This is a genomic window from Nostoc sp. ChiSLP03a, assembly GCF_034531215.2.
GTDB lineage: Bacteria > Cyanobacteriota > Cyanobacteriia > Cyanobacteriales > Nostocaceae > Nostoc.
Genome location: NZ_JAVRBQ020000077.1, coordinates 65,451 through 88,572, shown reverse-complemented (window position 1 = coordinate 88,572; position 23,122 = coordinate 65,451). Strand labels below are relative to the sequence as shown.

Sequence of the window (23,122 nt, the reverse complement as noted above, 5' to 3'; positions counted from 1 at the left end):
GGAAGGAGAAAAGATGGAGTTAGAGACATCAAGTAACGATAAGTCTGTCCAAGCTAGGGTGTTTAAGGCACTGAATGAAGCGAAGGAGAGATTAAAGGCTGTTGAAGCTCAACAAAGCGAACCGATCGCAGTTGTGGGTTTGGGTTGTCGTTTTGGTAAAAATATTTCTACTCCTGAAGCTTTTTGGTCTTTTCTCAAAGCTGGTGGTAATACGTTAACAGATGTACCAAGCGATCGCTGGAATATATCTGATTTTTATGATTCAGATCGTAGTAAACCCGGCAAAATTTATGTATCTCAAGGCGGTTTTCTCGATGATGTGTCAATGTTTGACGCACACTTTTTCGGAATTGCACCGAGAGAAGCTTTGCATATCGATCCCCAGCAACGGTTACTGTTAGAAGTTGGCTATGAAGCGTTAGAAGATGCGGGAATGGCTGCGCCTACTGGCAGAATCGGCAAAACTGGTGTTTTTATCGGCATCACAAACAATGATTATGCTCGTTTAATTGCACCAGGAGGAGATTATAGCACAGTTGGGGCTTATCATATCTCTGGCAACCATATCAATGCTGCTGCCGGACGCATTTCTTATCTTTTAAATCTTAATGGCCCTAGCTTGGCTGTGGATACAGCTTGTTCTTCTTCTTTGGTAGCAGTGCATTTAGCTTGCCGTTCTTTGCGCGCCCAGGAATGTCGTCAGGCTTTGGTGGGGGGAGTGAACCTAATTCTCACACCGGAAGTAGCGATCGCCTTGTGCAAAAATCAGATGTTAGCTGCTGATGGGAGGTGCAAAACCTTTGACGAAAGTGCCGATGGGTTTGGGATTGGCGAAGGTTGCGGAGTCGTCGTTTTAAAAAGGTTGAGTGAAGCCTTAGCAGATGGCGATCGCATTTGGGCGTTAATTCGGGGAACAGCTGTTAATAACGATGGTGCGAGTGGCGGCTTTACAGTTCCTAACGGCCCCATGCAGACAGAATTGATTCGTGAAGCTCTGGCTGACGCTCGTTTGAGCGCCGATGTCATTGATTATATCGAAGCTCACGGTACTGGTACATCTTTGGGAGATCCGATTGAAATTAAAGCGATCGCTGATGCTTTGTGCGTCAATCGCTCTCCATCCCAAACTTTGTTAGTCGGTTCTGTCAAAACAAATCTCGGTCATTTAGCGGCGGCGGCGGGGATTTCTGGCTTGATCAAGACTGTACTATCTATCTATCATGGTGAAATTCCGGCTCATCTCAATTTCCAAAAACCAAATTCTCATATTAAATGGGATAGCTTACCTCTCCAGGTAGTGACACAAAATCGTCCTTGGTCTCAAGGTAATAGCAAGATAAAAGCCGCCGGAGTCAGTTCTTTTGGAGCATCGGGAACTAATGCTCATGCGATATTGAGCGAACCTCCGCAAGTGCAATCTTCAACTACAAATACATTTCCTCTACTAGTTACTCTGTCTGCTAAAGATGAAGAACGATTGCGTCTATTGGCTGCTAACTTCGTTGATTATATCGACCAAAAACCGGAAGTTAACTTAACTGATGTCGCCTTTTCTTTAAATACAGGTCGTTTTCATCATAAACAGCGATTATCTTTATTAGTTTCCAACACTGCCGATTTACAGCAACAACTACAGGTTTTTGCTAGTGGTAATCAGCGAGAAACTAATATTATTCACGGTGAGACAAGAGGAAATACTAAAATTGCTTTTGTTTGCAATGAGGCAACAGCGATATTTTCCAGAATTTGGAAAGAACTTTTTGTAAATGAGCCTGTATTTCATGATGCTTTGATTCGCTGCGATCGCTTATTCCAAAATTATTTAAATTTTTCTCTAGAAGAGTTAATTGCTAACAATCAAGATATAAACGATCCTTTATATGTTCAACCAGCATTATTTGCACTGCAATATGCGCTGTGCGAACTCTGGAAATCTTGGGGAATTTGCCCTTCTGCGGTTTTAGGTTCTCGCTTTGGTGAGTATCTGGCTGCTCAACAAGCTGGAGTTTTTTCAATTGAAGATGCAGTTAAGTTGGTTGCAACTCGCGCTCAGTTATTTAGCAAAAAAACTGGAGAAAGCAAGCTTTTAGCTTTTCAAAAAGTAGCTGAAGAAGTTATTTATAATAATCCGCAACTCACTTTAATTTCTAATAATGGTGAAGTTGCTAGTAAGTCTATTAAAACTGCTGCTTATTGGGTGCAACAGCTACGTCAATCAGAAAATGTTGAAAAAGGAATTGTTACTTTGCATCAAATGGGCTATCAAATATTTCTAGAAATTGGAAATCAGCCCATAATTAATATAGAGCGTAGTAAATTAGACACGAATGATATCCTTTACTTATGTAGTTTAGCCAAAGATGGCAGTAACTATAAACAAATTCAAACAGTCATAGCTGAACTATATGTAAAAGGAGTAAATATTAATTGGCAGGAATTTCATCGTTCTCGCTCTGGACAAAAAATTAGTTTACCCAATTCTCCTTTTATCCGCAAACGCTACTGGGTAGATGCTACTAAATCAAATCGCTCTGGACATCCTTTACTAGGCGATCGCTTCCCCTCACCCTTATCTTCTATTCAATATCGAGCTAGTATTAGTCAGAACAACCCAGTATTTTTAGTAGAACATCAAGTTTTTGGTAAACCGATATTTCCTGGTGCAGCTTTTATTGAAATGGCGTTAGCTGCTACAAAAAGCCAAGCTGTGATTTTAGAAAATATCGAATTTCAAAAAGCATTATTGCTGCAAGAAAAAGAAGATACATTACAGTTAATTATTGACAAAAATAAGTTTCAAATCTATCAACAAAGTAACAATAACTGGAATGTACTTGTTACTGGAAAAATTGATAAATTAAAATCATTAGATGCAAATCGCCAAAATCTAGAACAAATAGCTGCTAATTGTCCAGAACAACTTGAGATTAATTCATTTTATGAAAGATATCAAAAATCGGGAGTTAATTACGGTGATAGCTTCCAGATCGTCAATAGGCTTCAACGTGGTAAAAATAGTGCATTTGCTCAAATAAAGTTAACAGATAGCCAAAGTTTAGAAGCAAAAAACTATCATTTTCATCCTATAATGTTGGATGCTTGTTTTCAGGCGATCGCAGCAATTTTATTTCAGCAAGAATCATCTGTAACTTATGTACCAGTCCGCATTGCTAAATTTCAATTCTTTAAATCTCCAGGTGATAGTGTCATCAGTGCGGCTCGACTAACTAAAAATTCTGATAACTTTATCATCTCTGATATTGATATTTATTCAGAGCAAGGTGAATTACTAGTAACAATTACAGGATTTGAACTCAAAGCTGTTCAACGTCAAGAAATTATCCGCCGTGAAATCCAACCACAATCTTACATAGAAGAATGGATTTCCTTAGCACCATTATTAGCTGATGGTAGAGATTATTTACTGACTCCTGATGCCATTAAAACTCAAGTTAAACCACAGCAATTAGAACAGCCATTAGCAGAAAAATTGCGCCAATACGAACGCTTGCTTGAAGAAATGGAAACTTTAAGCGTAAGTTATATATGGGAAGGTTTAAAAGAGCTAAACTGGCAACCCCAATTAGGTCAAATTTATCCAGAAGAACAAATTGCAAATCAAGGTGGATTAGTTGAATTTTATCGTCCTTTATTATCGCGGTGTTTAGCGATTCTAGCTGAAGAAGGAATAGTTACTCAGCAAAAAGATGGATGGTTATTAGCACAAGAACCTGTTATATCTTCATCTCAATTACAAATCCAACAACTACGTAGCGAGTATCCCGATTACCTTGCAGAAATTAATCTAATAGAACGTTGTGGTTCAGCTTTAGCTGCGGTGATGCGCCGCCAAATTGAGCCATTAGAATTACTATTTCCTCAAGGTGATTTAAATGCGATCGCATCTATATATTCTGATGCGGCTGGTGCTAAGTTGATGAATGAATTAGTCGCAGCCACAATTAAAAGTGCAGTGACAAATTTACCAACAAATCATCAGCTACGAATTCTCGAAATTGGAGGCGGAACAGGCTCAAGTACCGCAGCTATTTTACCGCATTTACCTCTAGAACAAATTGAATATACATTTACCGATATTTCTTCTAGTTTTTTAACTAGAGCCAAAGAAAATTTCCATCATTATCCCTTCATTAAATATCAAACTTTAAATATAGAAAAAAATCCCATTACTCAAGGATTTCTCCCTGGAAGTTTTGATATTATTATCGCTGCTAACGTTCTTCATGCTACAACAGATATTAACAAAACACTTGATAACGTCCGTTCTCTAATAGCTCCTAATGCCCTACTCATAATATTAGAAAGTACTGGAGCGCGTCGTTGGGTTGATTTAACCTTTGGGTTAACAGAAGGATGGTGGTTATGCAGTCAAGATCCACTCCGCAATGGTTATCCTTTAGTAGATACAGAACATTGGCAAAATTTACTCGCCAAGCATCGATTTGCAGAAATTAACGTCATCGAACCAACCAAACCAGAGACACGCAATCTATTACGACAAAGCGTCATCATCGCCAAAAGCAGCCTTCCTCTGTGCGACTCTGCGACTCTGCGTGAAACAAACTCTAAACCTTACTCTCACGAAATCATCTTTGCTGACACTAAGGGAATTGCCCAAAATTTAATCACCCCATTCCAACAGCGAGGGATTGCTTGTTCTCTCATCTCCCCTCAAGATATTAGCCTCGATAACCTCGACGATTATCTCTTACTATTACAAAACCTGATAACACCAGAAACGCGTGAAATCATCTACCTCTGGCCCTTACAAGAAATAGAAGGCGAAATCTATCGGGTAGTAGAGATTCATTGTAAACGTTTTCTATTTTTACTTCAGGCATTATTACAACAAGAAAATCCCCCCGCACTTGTTCTTGTAACTCAAGGTTCTGTCCCCGCAAAAGAAATCAAAACCTTAACTTATCCAGCACAATCTTCCTTATTAGGAATCGCTTTCAGCTTAGTTCTAGAGCATCCCGAACTCAATTTTAGAGCGATTGATTTAGATCCTCACGCCCAAGATTTAAGAGAAAAATTATTCCTAGAAATCTACAACAACACCCAAGAAAACCGCATTGCTTTGCGGGGCGAACAACGCTTCTGTCCCCGTTTGGTAGAGCGCAAATTAGCAGACGGAAACATCAATTTCCGTCAAGATAGCTTTTATCTAATTTCTGGTGGTACAGGCGGATTAGGTTTAGCTACTGCTCGATGGATGATAGCACGTGGCGCTCGTCATTTAGTATTGTGCAGTCGCAGTGGTGCAAAAGCTCTCACTCCTGAAATTATAACAAGTCTGCAATCCAGTAACGCAGACATCCAAATTAAAGATGTTGATATCACAGATGGCGAGAAACTGCACGCCCTACTAGAAGAATGCCGATCGCAACATCCAATGCGGGGAATTTTCCACATCGCCGGCACTTTAGACGATACAACATTACTGCGACTGACACCAGAACGTTTTAACCATGTTCTTGCGCCCAAGGTGAAAGGAACTTGGCTACTGCATCAACAAACCCTAAACGATCCTTTAGATTTCTTTGTTTGTTATACCTCTGCGGTGTCGCTCATTGGCTCGGCGGGACAAGCTAATGCTGCGGCTGCGAATGCCTTTGAGGATGCCTTTACCTATTATCGTCATGCACATAATTTACCAGCTACAGTCATCAACTGGGGGCCGTGGAGTGAAATCGGTGCAGCAGTCGATCGCAATGTCTTAGAAAGATTAGCCGCGAAAGGTTATGATGCGATCGCACCTGATTTAGCACTCAATACTCTAGAAAAAATTCTGTTTAATCAGATTGTACGTGCTGGTGTAATTGCCATTGATTGGCAACGTTTCCCATACATTAATCAAAGCTTTTATCAAAACTTCTTACCCCAAATCAAACCTAAATCTCTAACTGCATCCAATATTTTAGAGCAATGGCAAACCACACCTGTAAAACAGCGTCGTGATTTGTTAATTAAGCAGATTAGTTTGCGAATTGCCACTGTCTTAGGACTATCAACTGCGGAAGTATCTCCCCAACAAGGATTTTTTGATATGGGGATGGATTCTCTCACCTCCACAGAACTTCGCAATCTTTTGCAAACAGATTTTAATTGCTCTTTACCCACAACAATCGCTTTTCGATTCCCCAATGTGGAAACTTTGGCAGATTATTTGCTGCGAGAAGTTTTAAATATTTCTGAACAGCAAACTCCTGTACAACAACTAATACAAGAAGTCCCCAAAATCCAAGTTGAAAAATCTCCCCCAGAAAAACCACAACAAGAAGAAGATCCAATTGTGATTGTAGGGATGGCTTGCCGATTTCCTGGCGGTGCGAATGATTTGGAATCATTCTGGCAACTTTTAGAACAAGGGAAAGATGCAGTCAGAGAAATTCCCAGCGATCGCTGGGATATGCAAGCATGGTATCATCCCGATCCAGATACACCAGGAAAAATCTATTCTCCTTACGGAGCATTTCTAGAGCAAATCGATCGATTTGATGCCGAATTTTTTGGCATTGTCCCCCGCGAAGCTGTCGCCATCGATCCTCAGCAACGTCTGCTATTAGAAACTACTTGGCAAGCATTAGAATCTGCCGGACAAAACCCGCAGCAGTTACGCAACAGTCAAACTGGTGTTTTTGTGGGGGCGATGACTCAAGACTATGCCCAGTTGAGTTATGCTCCAGAAGCAATCAACGCCTATACCGGTTCTGGGACTTCTGTCAGTGTAGCAGCCGGTCGTCTTTCTTACGTACTGGGCTTGCAAGGGCCATCAATGACAGTTGATACAGCTTGTTCTTCTTCCTTAGTAGCAGTACATTTAGCTTGCAATGCGTTGCGTAATGGTGAATGTGACATTGCCTTGGCAGGTGGTGTCAACATCATGTTAACCCCGGTAATTTCCTTAATTGAAAGTCGCGCCCACATGCTTGCACCTGATGGACGTTGCAAGACTTTTGATGCCAGTGCTAATGGTATGGTGCGGGGCGAGGGTTGCGGGATGATTGTTCTCAAGCGGTTGAGTCAAGCAGTTAAAAATGGCGATCGCATTTTAGCTAGAGTTCATGCTACAGCTGTGAATCACGATGGCCCAAGTAGTGGGTTGACTGTACCGAATGGCGATGCTCAGGAAAAATTATTACAGCAAGCATTGAAGACAGCGAAACTTAAGCCAGAGCAAATAGATTTTATCGAAGCTCATGGTACTGGAACAGCTTTAGGCGATCCGATTGAATTAGAAAGTATGGCTGCGGTATTTGGGAAGCGCCCCCAAAATCGACCTTTAATTATTGGTTCTGTCAAAACTAATTTAGGACATTTAGAAGGAGCAGCCGGAATTGCTGGATTAATTAAAACTGTTTTAGCCTTACAACACTACAAAATTCCTCCCCATCTTCACTTTGAAAAACCCAATCCCCGTTTTGATTGGAGTTCTCATATTTTTGAAGTTCCAGTACATGGAAAAAACTGGCATCCTAGCGAACGAGAACGTATTGCGGGAGTAAGTTCTTTTGGATTTAGTGGTACTAATGCTCATATTATTGTTGGAGAAATTGAAGCTAATTTTCCACAACCATCTGAGCATAAACTTTACTTGTTGCCTCTTTCGGCTCGTTCAGAAAAATCTCTCAAAGAGTTAGCAAAAAATTATCAATACGCTTTTAATAAGTCTGGTAATTTAGCAGATGCTTGTTTTACTGCCAGTACAGGACGGGCTGTTTTCCAGCATCGATTATGTGTCTTAGCCGACTCGAGCGCTACAGCCGAAAAAGCTCTTACTGATTTTCAAAAAGGTGAGAATTCTGACAATTTAATTACTCCAATTACATCAGAAACTCAAATAAAAATAGCTTTCCTATTCTCAGGACAAGGTTCTCAATATTCAGGAATGGGGCAAACTCTTTACAATCAAGAACCTGTCTTTAAAACGACTCTGGATCTTTGTGACAAAATTCTGCAACCTATTTTAGGAAAGTCGCTCTTAGATTTCATTTTTCAATTGCAAAACAGCGAGTTGCTCGAACAGACTCAAATTACACAGCCAGCACTTTTTGCACTTGAATACGCACTTGCTAAATTATGGCAATCCTGGGGAATACAACCTGCTGCACTTTTGGGACACAGCATTGGTGAATATGTAGCCGCTTGTTTAGCAGGAGTCTTTTCTTTAGAAGATGCCTTGCAATTAGTCGTCCAACGCGGTCGTTTGATGGGAGAATTACCGCATAATGGGGCAATGGCAGCGATTTATGCTGATTATCAAACAGTAGCAGATTATCTTGCTCCATATAAAAATCAAGTAAATATTGCCGCAGACAATGGCGCAATTAATGTCATTTCTGGCTTGCGTGAAATTGTCGAACGAGTAGAAAGAACTTTTATAGAACAGGGTTATAAAACTAAACGCTTGGCAGTATCTCATGCTTTTCATTCTCTGTTAATGGAGCCAATTCTTAATGATTTCGCTAAGGTTTTAGATAAAATTTCTTTCCATGAACCAAGCTTGACTATTATTAGCAACGTCACAGGTAAACCAATTGGTAAAGAAATTACTACTCCCGATTATTGGCTGCGCCATCTTCGCAACACTGTCTATTTTGAAAAAGGATTTAAATTCTTAATTGACAGTGGTTATCGCCATTTTTTAGAGATAGGGCCGAAGCCTGTGTTACTGGGTATAGCACGGCTAACTTATCAAATCAAAGAAATATCATGGCTACCCAGCATCGTACCCGGACAAGATGAACAAGCTGAGATGTATAGAAGTTTAGCCACACTTTTTGTTAATGGCTATTCCATAGAATGGACGCAGGTATTTAAGCAAGGAAAGCGGATTAGTTTACCTACTTATCCATTTCAACGAGAACGTTTCTGGTTGTTAAAGTCACAATTTTCTCTAGGTGATATCAAAACCAAGCTGCATCCTTTTATTAGTGATTTCAAGAAACTAGCTACGGGAGAAATTATTGTTGAAGGAGAGATAAGTTCTGAGCATCAATATTATTTGGAAGAACACAAGGTATTTGGCAAAATATTATTTCCAGCTACGGGTTTTATTGAAGCGATTTTAGCAGCTAGTAAGAAAATCTTTACTGATAATTTGGTGATTATTCAAAATGTGTCAATTAATCAAGGGTTGCTATTATCTTCATTTCCAACTACATTACAAATAATTTTTAAACCTCAAAAATCATCCGGCTATAGTTTTGAGATATTTAGTAATAATTACTCACACAATAACTGGATTCTGCACGCAACTGGAGAAATTAAACCCAATAATAAAAAAACACCTACATCTGTGAATAATTGGTCTGATATAGAAGGAAAATCTGTAGATATCGCCAGTTTTTATCAGCGTTATGAGCAAATGGGAATTAGCTATGGTAAGCGTTTTCAAGCTATTCAAGAACTAAGTTATTTAAGCAATGGTTCTCAGGCTAAAATTAGTATCGATCGCAGTTTAACAGATCGGCGATATTGCCTGCATCCTGTGCTTTTAGATGCTTGTTTGCAAAGTATTGGTGCGGCTTTTCCAGAAATTCACGGTCAGGAATTACATTTACCTTATGGTTTCTCTTCATTAGAATTCTTTCGTAATCCTGGTTCTCAAGCTTGGGCGCACATCGAGATTAAATCTAATACCAAGGGTGAAATGTGCGTAGATGTAGAGGTTTACGATGAACAAGAACAGCTTTGCGCTCAGTTTACAGACTTAACAGCACGGCGGATTAATCCAGCAGTTTTACAAAGTTTATGGCAAGAAACTGAAAACAATTGTTTTTATCAGGTGCAATGGCAAAAGCTTAATTCAGTTCCAACTATTACAGAAAAGTATGATAATTCTTGGTTAGTGTTTGTACATCCTGGAACAGCGTTGCATCAATCGATTGATTTATTGCAAAAAGCTGGAGAAAGAGTTATCACTGTAGAACTTGGTAATGATTATAAATGCCATTCTCAAGAGAATTTTGTCATCAATCCATCTCAAAAATCTGATTTTCATCGCTTATATCAAGAAGCATATTCATCGGGTGAATTTCCTACAGGTGTGATTTTTACTTGGGAAACCGTAGCTGTTGAAGAATGTGCAGATACAGTTTACAAAAGTTGTAATGCTGTATTGCACTTAATCCAAACTATTACTGCTAATTGGAAAAAATTACCGGATTTATGGTTAGTAACTCGCGGTGCAAATAAAGTGCTAGCTGAAACTGATTTGCAACCTCAACAATCCCCTATTTGGGGATTAGGGACAGTAATTAATCATGAATATCCCCAAATTCGTTGCGTATGTTTGGATTTACCACCAACCATAGAACCTAATGAAGCTGAATTTTTATTCAACGAATTTCACGCTGCAAGCGATGAGTCACGTTTAGCTTTACGTCAAGGAAACCGTTATGGAGCAAGGTTAGTATCTGCAACAATTCCCACAACTCAAAAACAGCAATTAGTTAGTAAAGAAGGAGCTTATTTAATTACTGGTGGTTTAGGTAAACTTGGCTTGCTAATGGCTCAGTGGCTATCACAAATGGGAGCTAATCATTTAGTTTTGTGTAGTCGTAATGTTAAATCTCAACCAGAAGCGATCGCCTCATTAACTAAAAATGGTACACAGATTACAATTATCGGCGCTGATATTGCCTCAGCCGCAGATATGGAACAATTGTTCTCCCGTTTTGGTGTAGATTTACCCCCTTTACGTGGAGTCATTCACGCGGCGGCTGTTTTAGATGATGGGCTTTTAAGCAATCAAAATTGGGAAAAATATCAAAATGTTATGCGTCCCAAAGTAGAAGGTACTTTATTATTAGACCGCTACACCCGCAATCTATCTTTAGATTTTTTCATTGCCTTTTCTTCTGCTGCTGTGATTCTCGGTTCGCCCGGACAAAGTAGTTACGCTGCTGCGAATGCTTTTATGGATGCTTTAATGCAACAACGACAAACTTTAGGATTTCCAGGTATTAGTATCAATTGGGGAGCATGGGATACAGGAAATGAAATAGCAAAACAACGTTTTGCTAATTGGGGTATTCAAAGTATGTCTTCTGATACCGCTATCAAATATCTCAGTAATTTAATTTTAAGCGGTGTTTATCAAGGAATTATCCTTGATATTGATTGGTCTATTTTTAATCAAGCTTTTAACATTAATCAACCATTTTTTGCCGAAGTAATTACAACCAAAGCAGACAGCAAAGAGGCAACATTGTTAGAACGATTAAAATCTCTACCTATAGATGAGCGAGCAGAAAATTTATCTCAAGGAATTGAGCAAGTTTTACGCGAAGTTACTGGATTAACTGCTAGTAGTGTTCCTCAATACACCTCATTTTTAGAGTTAGGTTTAAACTCGTTAATGGTACTAGAATTTAAAAATCGGCTAGAAAGTAATTTAGCTTGCACTTTACCTACATCTGTAATTTTTGATTATCCTAATATTGCAAGTCTCAACATTTATTTGCAGGAAGAAGTGTTAGCAAATTATATCGATTTTGAGATGAAAATAAATGATAGTGAGATTTTAAATCCTTATGAAAGTCTCAATGAAGATGAGTTGGCTATACTACTTAATCAAAAGCTAGCAGAGCTTGAGGAATATGGTGATTAAATATTAAAGCTTTCAGTGCTGCGAAATTTTTTAATTGATAAATAGGAGAGTATAGTCTTGGAAAATATTGGTAAAATCCCCTTCAACTATGAATGGCGCAATCGCTGGATAATTATCAAAGAATTTATCCAGAATCCAATTCAAGAACTCTGGTTTTTACGAGATAAATTTGAGGTAACTGAACTTTATACTAGGATAGCTAAACGAGAGCGCGATCTTCACGATCCCAATATTCCCCAATGGCTCAACTTTGGCTATTGGCAAGAAGAAACAACTTATAACGGAGCCTGTGCCGCTTTAGCCCGGAAATTAGGAGAAATTGCCGAACTTCGCCTTGGAGACAAAGTTTTAGATGTCGGCTTCGGTTTTGCCGAACAAGATATCCTCTGGGTGCGTGAAAACAATGTAGATGCAATTACTGGGATAAATACTACAGAGATACAAGTAGAAATTGCTCAAGAACGAGTAGCTAGGGCGGGATTAGCTGAACGCATAAATCTTAAACTTGGTTCGGCAACGAGCATTCCTTGTGAAGACAATTCTTTTGATAAAGTAACAGCTTTAGAATGTGCTTTTCATTTCAATACTCGTGAAGATTTTTTTGCTGAAGCATTTCGAGTTTTGCGCCCTGGTGGAAAATTAGCATTAGCAGATTGTTTGCCGAGAGTTGGACGAGATATTAACTTTTGGCTGCGCGTCAATAGCAAGAAAATGTGTATTCCTTTTGCCAACCAATACGACCGAAATATTTATGTTGAAAAACTCAAAAAGCATGGATTTATAAATATCCAAGCTCTATCAATTAGCGAATATGTTTGGTCGGCTGCTGTGCGTTACTTTGCCGAGGTCAGTAAAGGAGTTAGTAAACACGATCTTGCGATCGATCTCCAAAAAGATAATCCAGGACTTGAGGCTTGGTCGAGAGATAGAGGTTGGTTTATGGCTTTTGATGACTATCTTTTATTTTCAGGGGAAAAACCCGATTAGATATTTCCAGAAAATAGAAAACTCGCGGACAAAAGTATGGTTCAAAATACAGATTATAAAAAATTAATAGCCACAACCTTAACAAAAATGGAGGCAATGCAGGCTCGCATTACCGAATTAGAAACTAGACAAAGTGAGCCAATTGCTGTGATTGGAATGGGTTGTCGTTTCCCTGGAGGGATAAATTCTCCTGAAGCTTATTGGCATTTTTGTAAAGCTGGACTTGATGCAATTGTAGAAGTTCCTCAAAGCCGTTGGGATATCGCGAAATTTTATACTCAAGAACCAACTCCCGGCAAAATGAACACTCGTTATGGGGGATTTTTGCAAGAGGATATTACAGAATTTGATGCTCGTTTCTTCTCCATATCTTCCCGCGAAGCAACTTCAATGGACCCTCAACAAAGGTTACTACTTAAGGTAACGTGGGAAGCTTTAGAAAATGCCAATTTACCACCAACTAATTTAGCAGGCGATCGCGTGGGTGTGTTTGTCGGCATCACTAGTATTGACCACGCGATGACAGTCTACAAAAGCAACTATGATGAAATCGATTCTTTTTTTGGTACGGGAAACGCCCTGAGTGCAGCAGCAGGTAGGTTATCTTATTTTCTCAACCTGCGCGGCCCTTGCATGTCTATTGATGCAGCCTGTGCTTCTTCACTGGTTGCACTTCACCAAGCCATTCGTAGTCTAAGAAATTACGAATGCGAATTAGCTTTGGTAGCTGGGGTAAATCTCATCTTAGATCCGGCAATTACAATTAACCTTTCCCAGTCGGGGATGATGTCTCCCGATGGTCGTTGTAAGACTTTTGATGCAGCTGCAAATGGATATGTGCGCGGCGAAGGATGCGGGGTTTTAGTACTGAAACGCTTATCTGTGGCTGAAAAAAATGGCGATCGCATTCTCGCATTATTGCGGGGGTCTGCGGTCAATCATAACGGTGCAGCCGCCGGGTTAACAGTTCCTAGCGGCCCCGCCCAACAAGATTTACTTCGTCAAGCCTTAGCTGATGCCAGAGTCAAACCCCAGGAAATTGGGTATATAGAGGCACATGGTACGGGAACCTCTTTAGGCGATCCGATTGAGATGAATGCGATCGCCGCTGTTTATGGAGAGCGATCGCAACCACTTTACGTCGGTTCAGTTAAGACTAATATCGGACATCTCGAAGCCGCCGCAGGGATAGCAGGCACAATCAAGACAATTCTTGCCCTTCAACATGGTGAGATCCCGCCTCATCTCCACTTCCAAGAACCTAATCCTCTGATTAATTGGCAAGGATACCCGATCGAAATTCCTAGTCAAACCATACCCTGGTCGAACAATGGCCAAGTCCGCATTGCTGGTGTCAGTTCCTTCGGTTTTTCTGGAACGAATGCTCATGTAATTATCGAACAAGCGCCTGCTGCAAACATACCAGAAATTAAATTGCAACGTCCTAGTCATCTGTTGACGATTTCTGCTCATAGCGAAACAGCTTTAAAAGAATTAGCACGACGTTTTCACAACCGCTTAGAGTCTCATCCAGAAATTGGAGATATCTGTCATAGTGCGGCAATGGGTAGATCGCCTTTACCCGAACGTTTAGCGATCGTTGCAGATACATTGCCAGAGTTGCAACAAAGATTAGCGACTTTTGCTGACGAAAAAAATATTGAGCATGGGACTTTTTATCAACGTTTCTCTGGAGAAAAACAGCCGAAAATATCCTTTCTTTTCACTGGTCAAGGAGCTTGTTATGCAGGTATGGGTCATCAACTTTACCAAACCCAACCTACATTTCGCAAATATATCGATCGATGTGCAGACATTTTAGGAAATTATTTAGAGCTTCCATTACCAGAAATATTGTTTGGCGATCGCACAAATTTACTCAATCAAACTGCATATGCTCAACCAGCTATATTTGCTCTCGAATATTCACTTGCCATGTTGTGGCAATCTTGGGGAATCAAACCTAGTTTACTAATTGGCCATAGCGTAGGTGAATATGTCGCAGCTTGTATTGCAGGAGTATTTAGTTTAGAAGCAGGTCTAGAATTAATTGTGAAACGCGGACAATTAATGCAAACTGCCACTATCGGAAAAATGGCTTCAGTTTTTGCAGATGAAGCTACGGTATTTTCTCTAATCCAAAACTATAGTAATACAGTTTCAATTGCGGCTATTAATCATCCTCAACAAATTGTCATTTCCGGAGAAAGTCATAGCATTGATGAGATTGTCGCTAACTGTAAAAACCAAAAAATATCAATTCAATTATTATCAATAAGCGGAGCTTTTCATTCTCCATTAATAGAGTCGGTTTTAGATGAATTTGAAACTGCTGCTCGTGATATTTCTTATCATCATCCCAAAATTATACTACTTTCAGGAATTGACGGACAACCTTTAGCAAGTGCGCCTGATGCAAGTTATTGGAGACAACAATGCCGCCAACCCGTGCAATTTTTGCAGAGTCTAATTACAGCATTAAACAAAGGTTACAACCTGTTTTTAGAAGTGGGGCCAAGACCAATACTTGCAGAACAAGGTTGCCGTTATAACGATGAAGCTATCTGGCTTAGTTCTCTGAATAGAAATTTGGATAACTGGCAGACGATGTTATCAACACTAGCCCAACTCTACATTAATGGTGTAAATTTTCACGCTGAAAAATTCAATGAAGATTACGGCTACAGGAATATTCAATTACCAAACTATCCTTTTCAAAGAAAAAGTTTTCAATTTCAATCTGCTGTTTTAGTCGAATCAAGTCCAATCAGAGAAGTACCTTTAGAAAGAGAGCTAATGGAGACTAAGATGACTGTAGCAAAAATTTCAAATATTCAGAAACATCAGCAAGAAATCGGCAATCGGTTAAAGTCTATCTTGGCTGTGCTACTCAAAGAAGATGAAAATGACATCAGAGATGATGAAACTTTATTAGATCTAGGAGCAGATTCGATTATTTTGACTGACTTTGCTCGCAAAATTGAGGAAAAATTTAGCGTCAAGGTCAAGATAGATCGATTATTTACCGATTTACAAACAATTGCAGATATAGCTATTTATCTATCTAATTATATTAAACAGGAATCCTCAGATACATATGATGAAATAGGAGTAAATAATATTTTCACTAAAACCTCAGATCGAGTATCTAATTCTGAATCAGAATTAAATAATTATCTCTGGGTGATTTCCCAATTACAACCGATTGCTGTTGCCTATATCTTGAAAGCTTTAGAAGTATTAGATAAGAGACTAAATATAGCAGAAACTTGGACGACAGAAAACTTATTACAAACCTTACCCATTGCTCCAAAATATCATCTTTTAGTCACTCGTTATTTAAAAACTTTAGAGCAAGCGGGAATTATTCAAAATCAAGGTGATGTATGGATAGTACAAAAACTGCCTACGCCTTTTTCTTTACTTGAAGCGATAGAAAATCTGCAAACAACTTGTGCAGCAACAAAACCTGAGTTGGAAATGCTGCAACGCTGCGGAGAAAATTTGGCAGAAGTCTTGAAAGGAAATATAGATCCTTTAGAGTTAATTTTTCCAGCAGGTTCAGTAATTCATGCAGAAAGTATATATGGAAATTCTCCGGTATCTCGTTTAATGAATCAACGAGTAGCCCAAGCAATTAACTCAATTTTAGAGAGTTTTTCTAGTAGCGATCGCCCTTACCAAATTATCGAAGTGGGAGGTGGTACAGGAGCGACTTCGGAAGCAATTATTAATAATTTAAATCTCAATGATGCTAATTATTCTTTTACTGAACTTTCTCCTGTTCTACTCAATAAAGCCCGACAAAAATTTAAACATAGAGATAATCTCAACTTTCATCAATTAGATATTGAGAAATCACCAGTTTCTCAAGGGTTAACAGCACATTCTTATCAGATAGTTGTTGCTGCTAATGTGCTTCATAGCACCCGAAATCTTACAGAAACACTAAATAATATCCGAGAACTACTAATACCTGGTGGTTACTTGGTACTGCTAGAAACAGTAGAAAATAATTCATGGCTTGATTTAACCTTTGGACTCACACCCGGATGGTGGCGTTTTCAAGACAAAGATTTACGTTTGGATACTCCATTGTTGAGTGGAGAAAGTTGGTGTGCTGTTTTAAAACGCTGTGGTTTTGCTACTGCGGATAGTTTTTCTAAACAGAATAATATCAGCATCTATAATGGACAAGAGTTAATTATCGCTTCCATCTCTGCTGAAAGTGCTATTGATAACCAAGCAAAAACAGTAGCTGTATCAACACCAACCTCTGGCAAAGAAGCTTTGATGATGGCTCAATTGCAATCTTTGAAAGAACTCAAAGATATACATGAAAAAACTATTATCAAGCAGTTAGAAATACTGCAATCTGTATCTGTTGCACCGAGCAATACATCAGAAGTTTTGTTTAGTCAGACAGAAACTGCACCTACTCCTAAAACAAGCAAAATAGAAACTGTAACTCCTAGCCAAAAAATTAATTCTCCAAATTTAAACCCACTAGCTTTAAAGCTAGCAGAGAATAAATCTTTCACAGACAAACAGCAAGCTTTTATCCAAAAGTTAGAAATTATTTATAACCAAAAAACAGCGAAATCCAAGGCATATTCGCAAAATAGCCGCAAGACAATGGTTGATGTTAAACCTACCATTGACTTCCGTATGGCTTTAAAAGAATTTCAGTATCCCATTGTTTCAGAATCAGCCCAAGGAGCATATTTTCGTGATATTGATGGCAATGATTACATCGACTTAGCAATGGGGTTTGGTGTTAACTTTTTTGGGCATAGTCCTGATTTTGTGTTGTCAGCAATTCAGCAACAAATGCAACACGGAATTGGATTAGGAATGCAGTCTAATATTGCGGCAGAAACAGCTGCTTTAATTTGTGAGATGACAGGTGTGGAGCGAGTCGCTTTTAGTAATACTGGTACAGAAGCGATTATGGCAGCAGTTCGTGTTGCTCGTTCTCGAACAAAACGCCAAAAAATTGTAATTTTTGCTGGTTCTTATCACGGTACTTTTGATGGCATTTTAGCGCGCACTGGAGAAGAAGCGGGAACAGCTCAACCATTGAGTCTTGGGACACCATCAGGAATGGTTGAAGATGTCATAGTTCTTACTTATGGAGCCGAAGAAAGTCTAGAAATAATTGCTGCTCAAGCTGATAATTTAGCAGCAGTTTTAGTAGAACCTGTGCAAAGCCGTAAACCCGATTTACAACCTAAAGAATTTCTGCAAAAATTACGAAAATTGACTCAACAAAAAGAAATTACCCTAATTTTTGATGAAATTATTACTGGATTTCGCATTACTCCAGGAGGAGCGCAGGAATGGTTTGATGTTGAAGCGGATATAGTAGTTTATGGTAAGGCAATTGGTGGTGGTTTGCCTATCAGTACGATCTGTGGGAAAGCAGATTTATTAGATACAATTGATGGCGGTTTCTGGAGTTATGGGGATAATTCCCATCCGCAAACAGAATTAACTGCTTATGGTGGTACTTTTTGCCGTCATCCCTTGGCTTTGGCTGCTTGTCGTGCAGTACTTTTACATTTACGCAAACAAGGTGCAACGCTTCAAGAAAGAGTAAATCAATTAACTAATCGATTAGCTACTGAAGTTAATCAGTTCTTTCAAGAAATAGGAATTCCTATCCGCATTGTTCATTTTGGCTCTTTGTTTCGCTTTGAATCTTTTGGTGCTTATAGTATTTTCCTACAACCTATTGAATTACCACTCTTTTACTACTTGCTAAATCTTAAAGGTGTGTATACATGGGAAAAACGAGTTTGTTTTCTCTCAACTAATCATACTAATAAAGATATAGACAAAGTAGTTGCTGCTGTCAAAGAAGCGATTATAGAACTTCAACAAGCAAGTTTTTTTGAAAATGCCAAACCACCCCAAGCAAAGAAAAGAGAAGCAAGCGATCGCTCTGATGATGAAGATGGTAGGAAAAATTTAAACCAGAAATTTCCTACCAGTGAAGCGCAACGTCAGCTTTGGCTATTGGCAGAATTAGATACAACCGCTTCAGCATCATATAATGTTACTACTTCCTTAGAATTGCGTGGTTCTTTAGATATATCATACTTACAGCAAGCGATTAATGAAGTAGTCAATCGTCATGAAGCGTTACGAACCCAAATATTAGAACAAGGCGAACTACAGGAAGTTGTCAGTAGTGTCAAAATTGACCTACCGTTAATCAATTTGATGGATGAAGATAATCCCGAAGCAACTGCTTTAGTATTAAGAACTGAGTTATCTCAAAAGCCTTTTGACTTGGGTGTTGCTCCTTTATTTGCGGCTGTGCTGATGCGTTTTGCACCCGAACATTATCTGCTAACTTTAAAAACTCATCATATTGTTGCAGATGGTTGGTCATTAGGGCTAATTTTGAATGAAATCGGCAATCTTTATTCAGCAAAAATTGGCGTTGCTACAGACTCTTTAACGCCACCAATGCAATTTCGCCAATATTTAGCTTTGCGACAGCAAGAAGCGCAAAGCCCACAAATGCAAGAGCATCGTGATTTTTGGTTGAAAACTTATGAGGGAGAAATCCCCGTATTTGAGCTTCCTACAGACTTTCCCCGTCCTGCTGTCAAAACTTACACAGGCGGTAGAGAAAGTAAAATTATTGCTCCTCAATTGTGGCAAAATTTGCAGACTGTAGGACGCAAAAACCAAGCGACATTATTTATGACAATGTTCGCTGCTTACACAGCTTTTCTGCGTCGAATTTCCGGTTATGATGATTTAGTAATTGGTATACCGATTTCGGGACGACAATTTGAAGGAAGCGAAAAATTAGTTGGCTTTTGTTCGCAATTTTTACCGATTCGCATCCAGACAGATGTCACTGCTTCTTTTGTTGCACATCTCCGTCATACCAAAGAAACACTCATAGCCGCTTTTAAACACCAAAGTCACGCCTTAGAAGAATTATTAGCAGCCTTACAATTGCAACGGGATTTTTCTCGTTCTCCTCTGATTTCAGTTTCTTTCAATCTAGACCCAAAATTAACTTTACCTGAATTTGAAGGACTGAAAGTATCGCTACCAGCAGAACCAATTGGCTATACTCCTTTCGATTTAGGCTTTAATTTCATCGAAGTCAATGACGCACTTATTATCTACTGCAACTACAATACAGAACTGTTTAAACCAGAAACTATCAACCAGTTTCTAGAAAGTTTTGAAATTTTGATGCAGGGGGTAATTAAAAATGCTAATAATTTGCTTTCTGAGTTGCCTTTATTAACACAAGTGCAACAAGAACAATTATTGACAGAATTAACAGGAGAAACAATAGAATTACCCCAAAATTCTACAATCATTGATGACTTTATTGTTCGAGTTAAATCTACACCCAATGCACCTGCATTAATAGTTGGGGAATCGATTTTAACATATAGAGAATTAAATGAGAAGGTAAATCGTTTAACGAATTACTTACATGATAAGTATCACATTGGTTACGGAAAAGCGATCGCACTAGCGATCGGACGCAATCAAAACTTAATTATCGCCATCCTTGCTACTTTCAAAACTGGAGTAATATATGTACCGATAGACCCCCAATATCCTAGAAATCGTATCGATTTTATTTTAAAAGATAGTGGCTGTAATCTCTGTCTCACCGAAAGTAATTTTGTCTCCCAATTCCCCCAAGAAATCGAAGCAATCTGCTTAGATAAAATCGACAATATTTTGGCATATTTTGATAACACTGAGCCTAATTTCAAACCAGACACTAACCAAGTTGCCTATATTTTATACACTTCTGGCTCCACAGGAAACCCTAAAGGAGTCATGGGTCGTCACATTTCTATTTTGAATGTGATTCGGAGCTTACGACTGACATTTGACTTAGATAAACATCCTGAATGGCGTTATATCTTTACTGCACCTATCACCCACGACCCATCTTTTCGCAATATTTTCCTACCTTTAACCATCGGTGCTGCTTTATATATGTACGAAGTACAGCATATAGGGCATTTAGTTTACTTTTTACAAGAAAACCAAATCAATGCACTGCACACAACGCCATCTATTTATCGAGAAATTTTAGCTGTACTCGAACCTGAAGAAACTATCCCCAGCTTAAAATATATCTCTTGCGGCGGAGAAAAATTAGACCGAGAAACTGCGATCGCTTTACGAAAACACTTCTCATCTGAAATTATTAGTAATGTCTACGGTTCCACAGAAACTTGTGTAGGAGTCTCTCAATATACAATAGACGAAAATTTAAATACAGACGTACCTCTTGGTCAGGTTTTCCATAACAATCGATTATTTGTCCTGGATGAATTCAATAACCCTGTACCTCTGCATATAATAGGTGAAATTTGCGTAGAAGGTGCAGCATTAGCAGTTGGTTATCGCAATCTTCCCCAAATCACCAAAGAAAAATTTCAACCTAGCTTTCTAAATTCCGAAAAAATTCTTTTTAGAACAGGAGATTTAGGTAAACAAATTGCCCCAGGTGTGATTGAATTTATGGGGCGAAAAGATAATCAAGTTAAGGTCAATGGCTATCGGATAAATCCAGGCGAGATTGAATACCAACTTAGCCGCTACGCCCAAATAGAAAGAGCAATTGTGTTACCTGTAGAGGTAAATCATCAAATTCAATTATCTGCCTATTGTCAAACTGGTAAAGAGATAAAAATTTCTGAAATTAGAGAATTTTTATCTCAATTTTTGCCAGTTTACATGATTCCGACTTCCTTTATCTTCTTCAAGCAATTTCTTTTAACTAAACATGGCAAACTTGACTTGCGATCGCTCGTTGCTCTCAAGCCAACAGATAAATTAACACAAGTAGCTTATACTGCACCGCGTAATACTTTAGAATCAAAGCTAGTCCATATTTGGGAAAGAATTCTCACTAAACATCCTATCGGAATTTTTGATAACTTTTTTGAAATTGGTGGACACTCCCTGCTACTTTCAAGAGTAGTCACTCACGTTCACAAAGAATTAAATGTGTTGGTCAAATTAGCTGACTTCTTTAAAGCTCCCACAATTGTTGGATTAGCAGCTTTAATATCTAAAACTAAATCTAACTATCAAGAACCCATACCAGCAATAACTCAGCAACAATCTTATCCCATGTCTCATGGGCAACGCCGTCTTTGGGCTTTAGAATTCCTCGATCGCAATCATAATGCTTACGGAATGCCCAGTGCTTATCAATTCAATGGTAATTTAAATATTTCTGCATTTGAAAATGCTTTTCAATATCTGATTCAACGTCATGAAACTTTGCGTACTACATTTAATTTAATAAATAATGAACCACATCAAATCGTACACGAACAAATGGATTTTGCTGTTAAAAAAATAGACTTAACTGAAGATGAAAAACAAGCAGAAAACATTGTTGAAGCTATTTGTAATAACGCCAAAACTACTTTTAATTTAGAAGCAGGGCCTTTACTCAAGATTAACTTATTAAAGCTCACTCAACAGAGTTATATGGTTCTGTTTAATATGCACCATATCATTTCAGATGGTTGGTCGGCAGGCGTTTTAATTAAAGATTTTCTTGCACATTATCATGCCTATGGGCAACAGAATATAGAGTTACCGCCACCTCTGAGAATTCATTATAAAGACTATACTTTGTGGCAAGACAAACAGTTGCAAACACCAAAACTACAAGCACAACGTGATTACTGGTTGGCTAAATTAACTCCTGCTCCGGCGCGTCTTGATTTACCTTTAGATCGTATTCGACCAGCAGTGCAAAGTTTCTCAGGCTCTGCGACGATCTGGAAGCCAAATCAAGAATTAATCAAGGATTTTGAGTTATTAATTAAGACCCAAAAAGCCAGTTTATTTATGGGCTTACTAACTTTAGTTAAAAGTTTTCTCTTTCGCTATACCGAACAAAATGAGATTACAGTAGGTTCTCCCATCGCTGGACGAAATCATCCTGATTTAGAAGAACAAATAGGTTTTTTTGTTAATACTTTAGTTTTCCGCGATCGAATAGCAGTAGATGATAGTTTTGCTAGTTTACTTGCAAAAGTGAAAACGACCACAATAGAAGCTTATGATAACCAAGAATATCCTTTTGATAAATTAGTATCAGATTTAAATTTCCAACGCGATCCTAGCCGTAATCCTCTATTTGATATTGTAGTTGTTCTGCAAAATAATCAAAATGTAGACTTAGCAATAGATGGAATTACTGTTAACACTATTGAGCAAGAAATTGTTACTGCTAAATTCGATCTGGAATTTATTTTTGTGGACGAAACAGAACTGTATTTGAAGTTAATCTACAATACAGATATATTTGCCAGCGAACGTATTTCATTGATTATCAAGTTGTTAGAAAGCCTTATAGAAGAAGTAGTAAAATTTCCCGATACCCCATTATTAAAACTGTGTGATCGCACAGATAAACCCACTCAAGAAGATAACAATCTTTTTGCTACAGATTTTAGTTTTTAGTAACCTAAACAG

Annotated in this window: 3 protein-coding genes; all 3 read left to right on the top strand. The window is 38.6% G+C overall.

Annotated elements, in window-relative coordinates; translation table 11 throughout:
• Window positions 1-13 precede the first annotated feature (13 nt).
• Genes RMY32_RS13265 through RMY32_RS13255 form a run of 3 tightly spaced genes read left to right on the top strand, consistent with a single transcriptional unit; the run spans window position 14 to window position 23,110 of the window.
• Complete coding sequence (locus tag RMY32_RS13265) at window positions 14-11,638, top strand: type I polyketide synthase (RefSeq protein WP_322714464.1); 11,625 nt, start codon at window positions 14-16, stop codon at window positions 11,636-11,638.
• 57 nt (window positions 11,639-11,695) lie between these two features.
• Entirely contained in the window at window positions 11,696-12,625 is a 930-nt protein-coding gene (locus RMY32_RS13260; protein WP_322714463.1) for an SAM-dependent methyltransferase, read from the top strand.
• A gap of 36 nt (window positions 12,626-12,661) precedes the next feature.
• Entirely contained in the window at window positions 12,662-23,110 is a 10,449-nt protein-coding gene (locus RMY32_RS13255) for a non-ribosomal peptide synthetase/type I polyketide synthase (RefSeq protein WP_322714462.1), read from the top strand.
• Window positions 23,111-23,122: the final 12 nt, after the last annotated feature.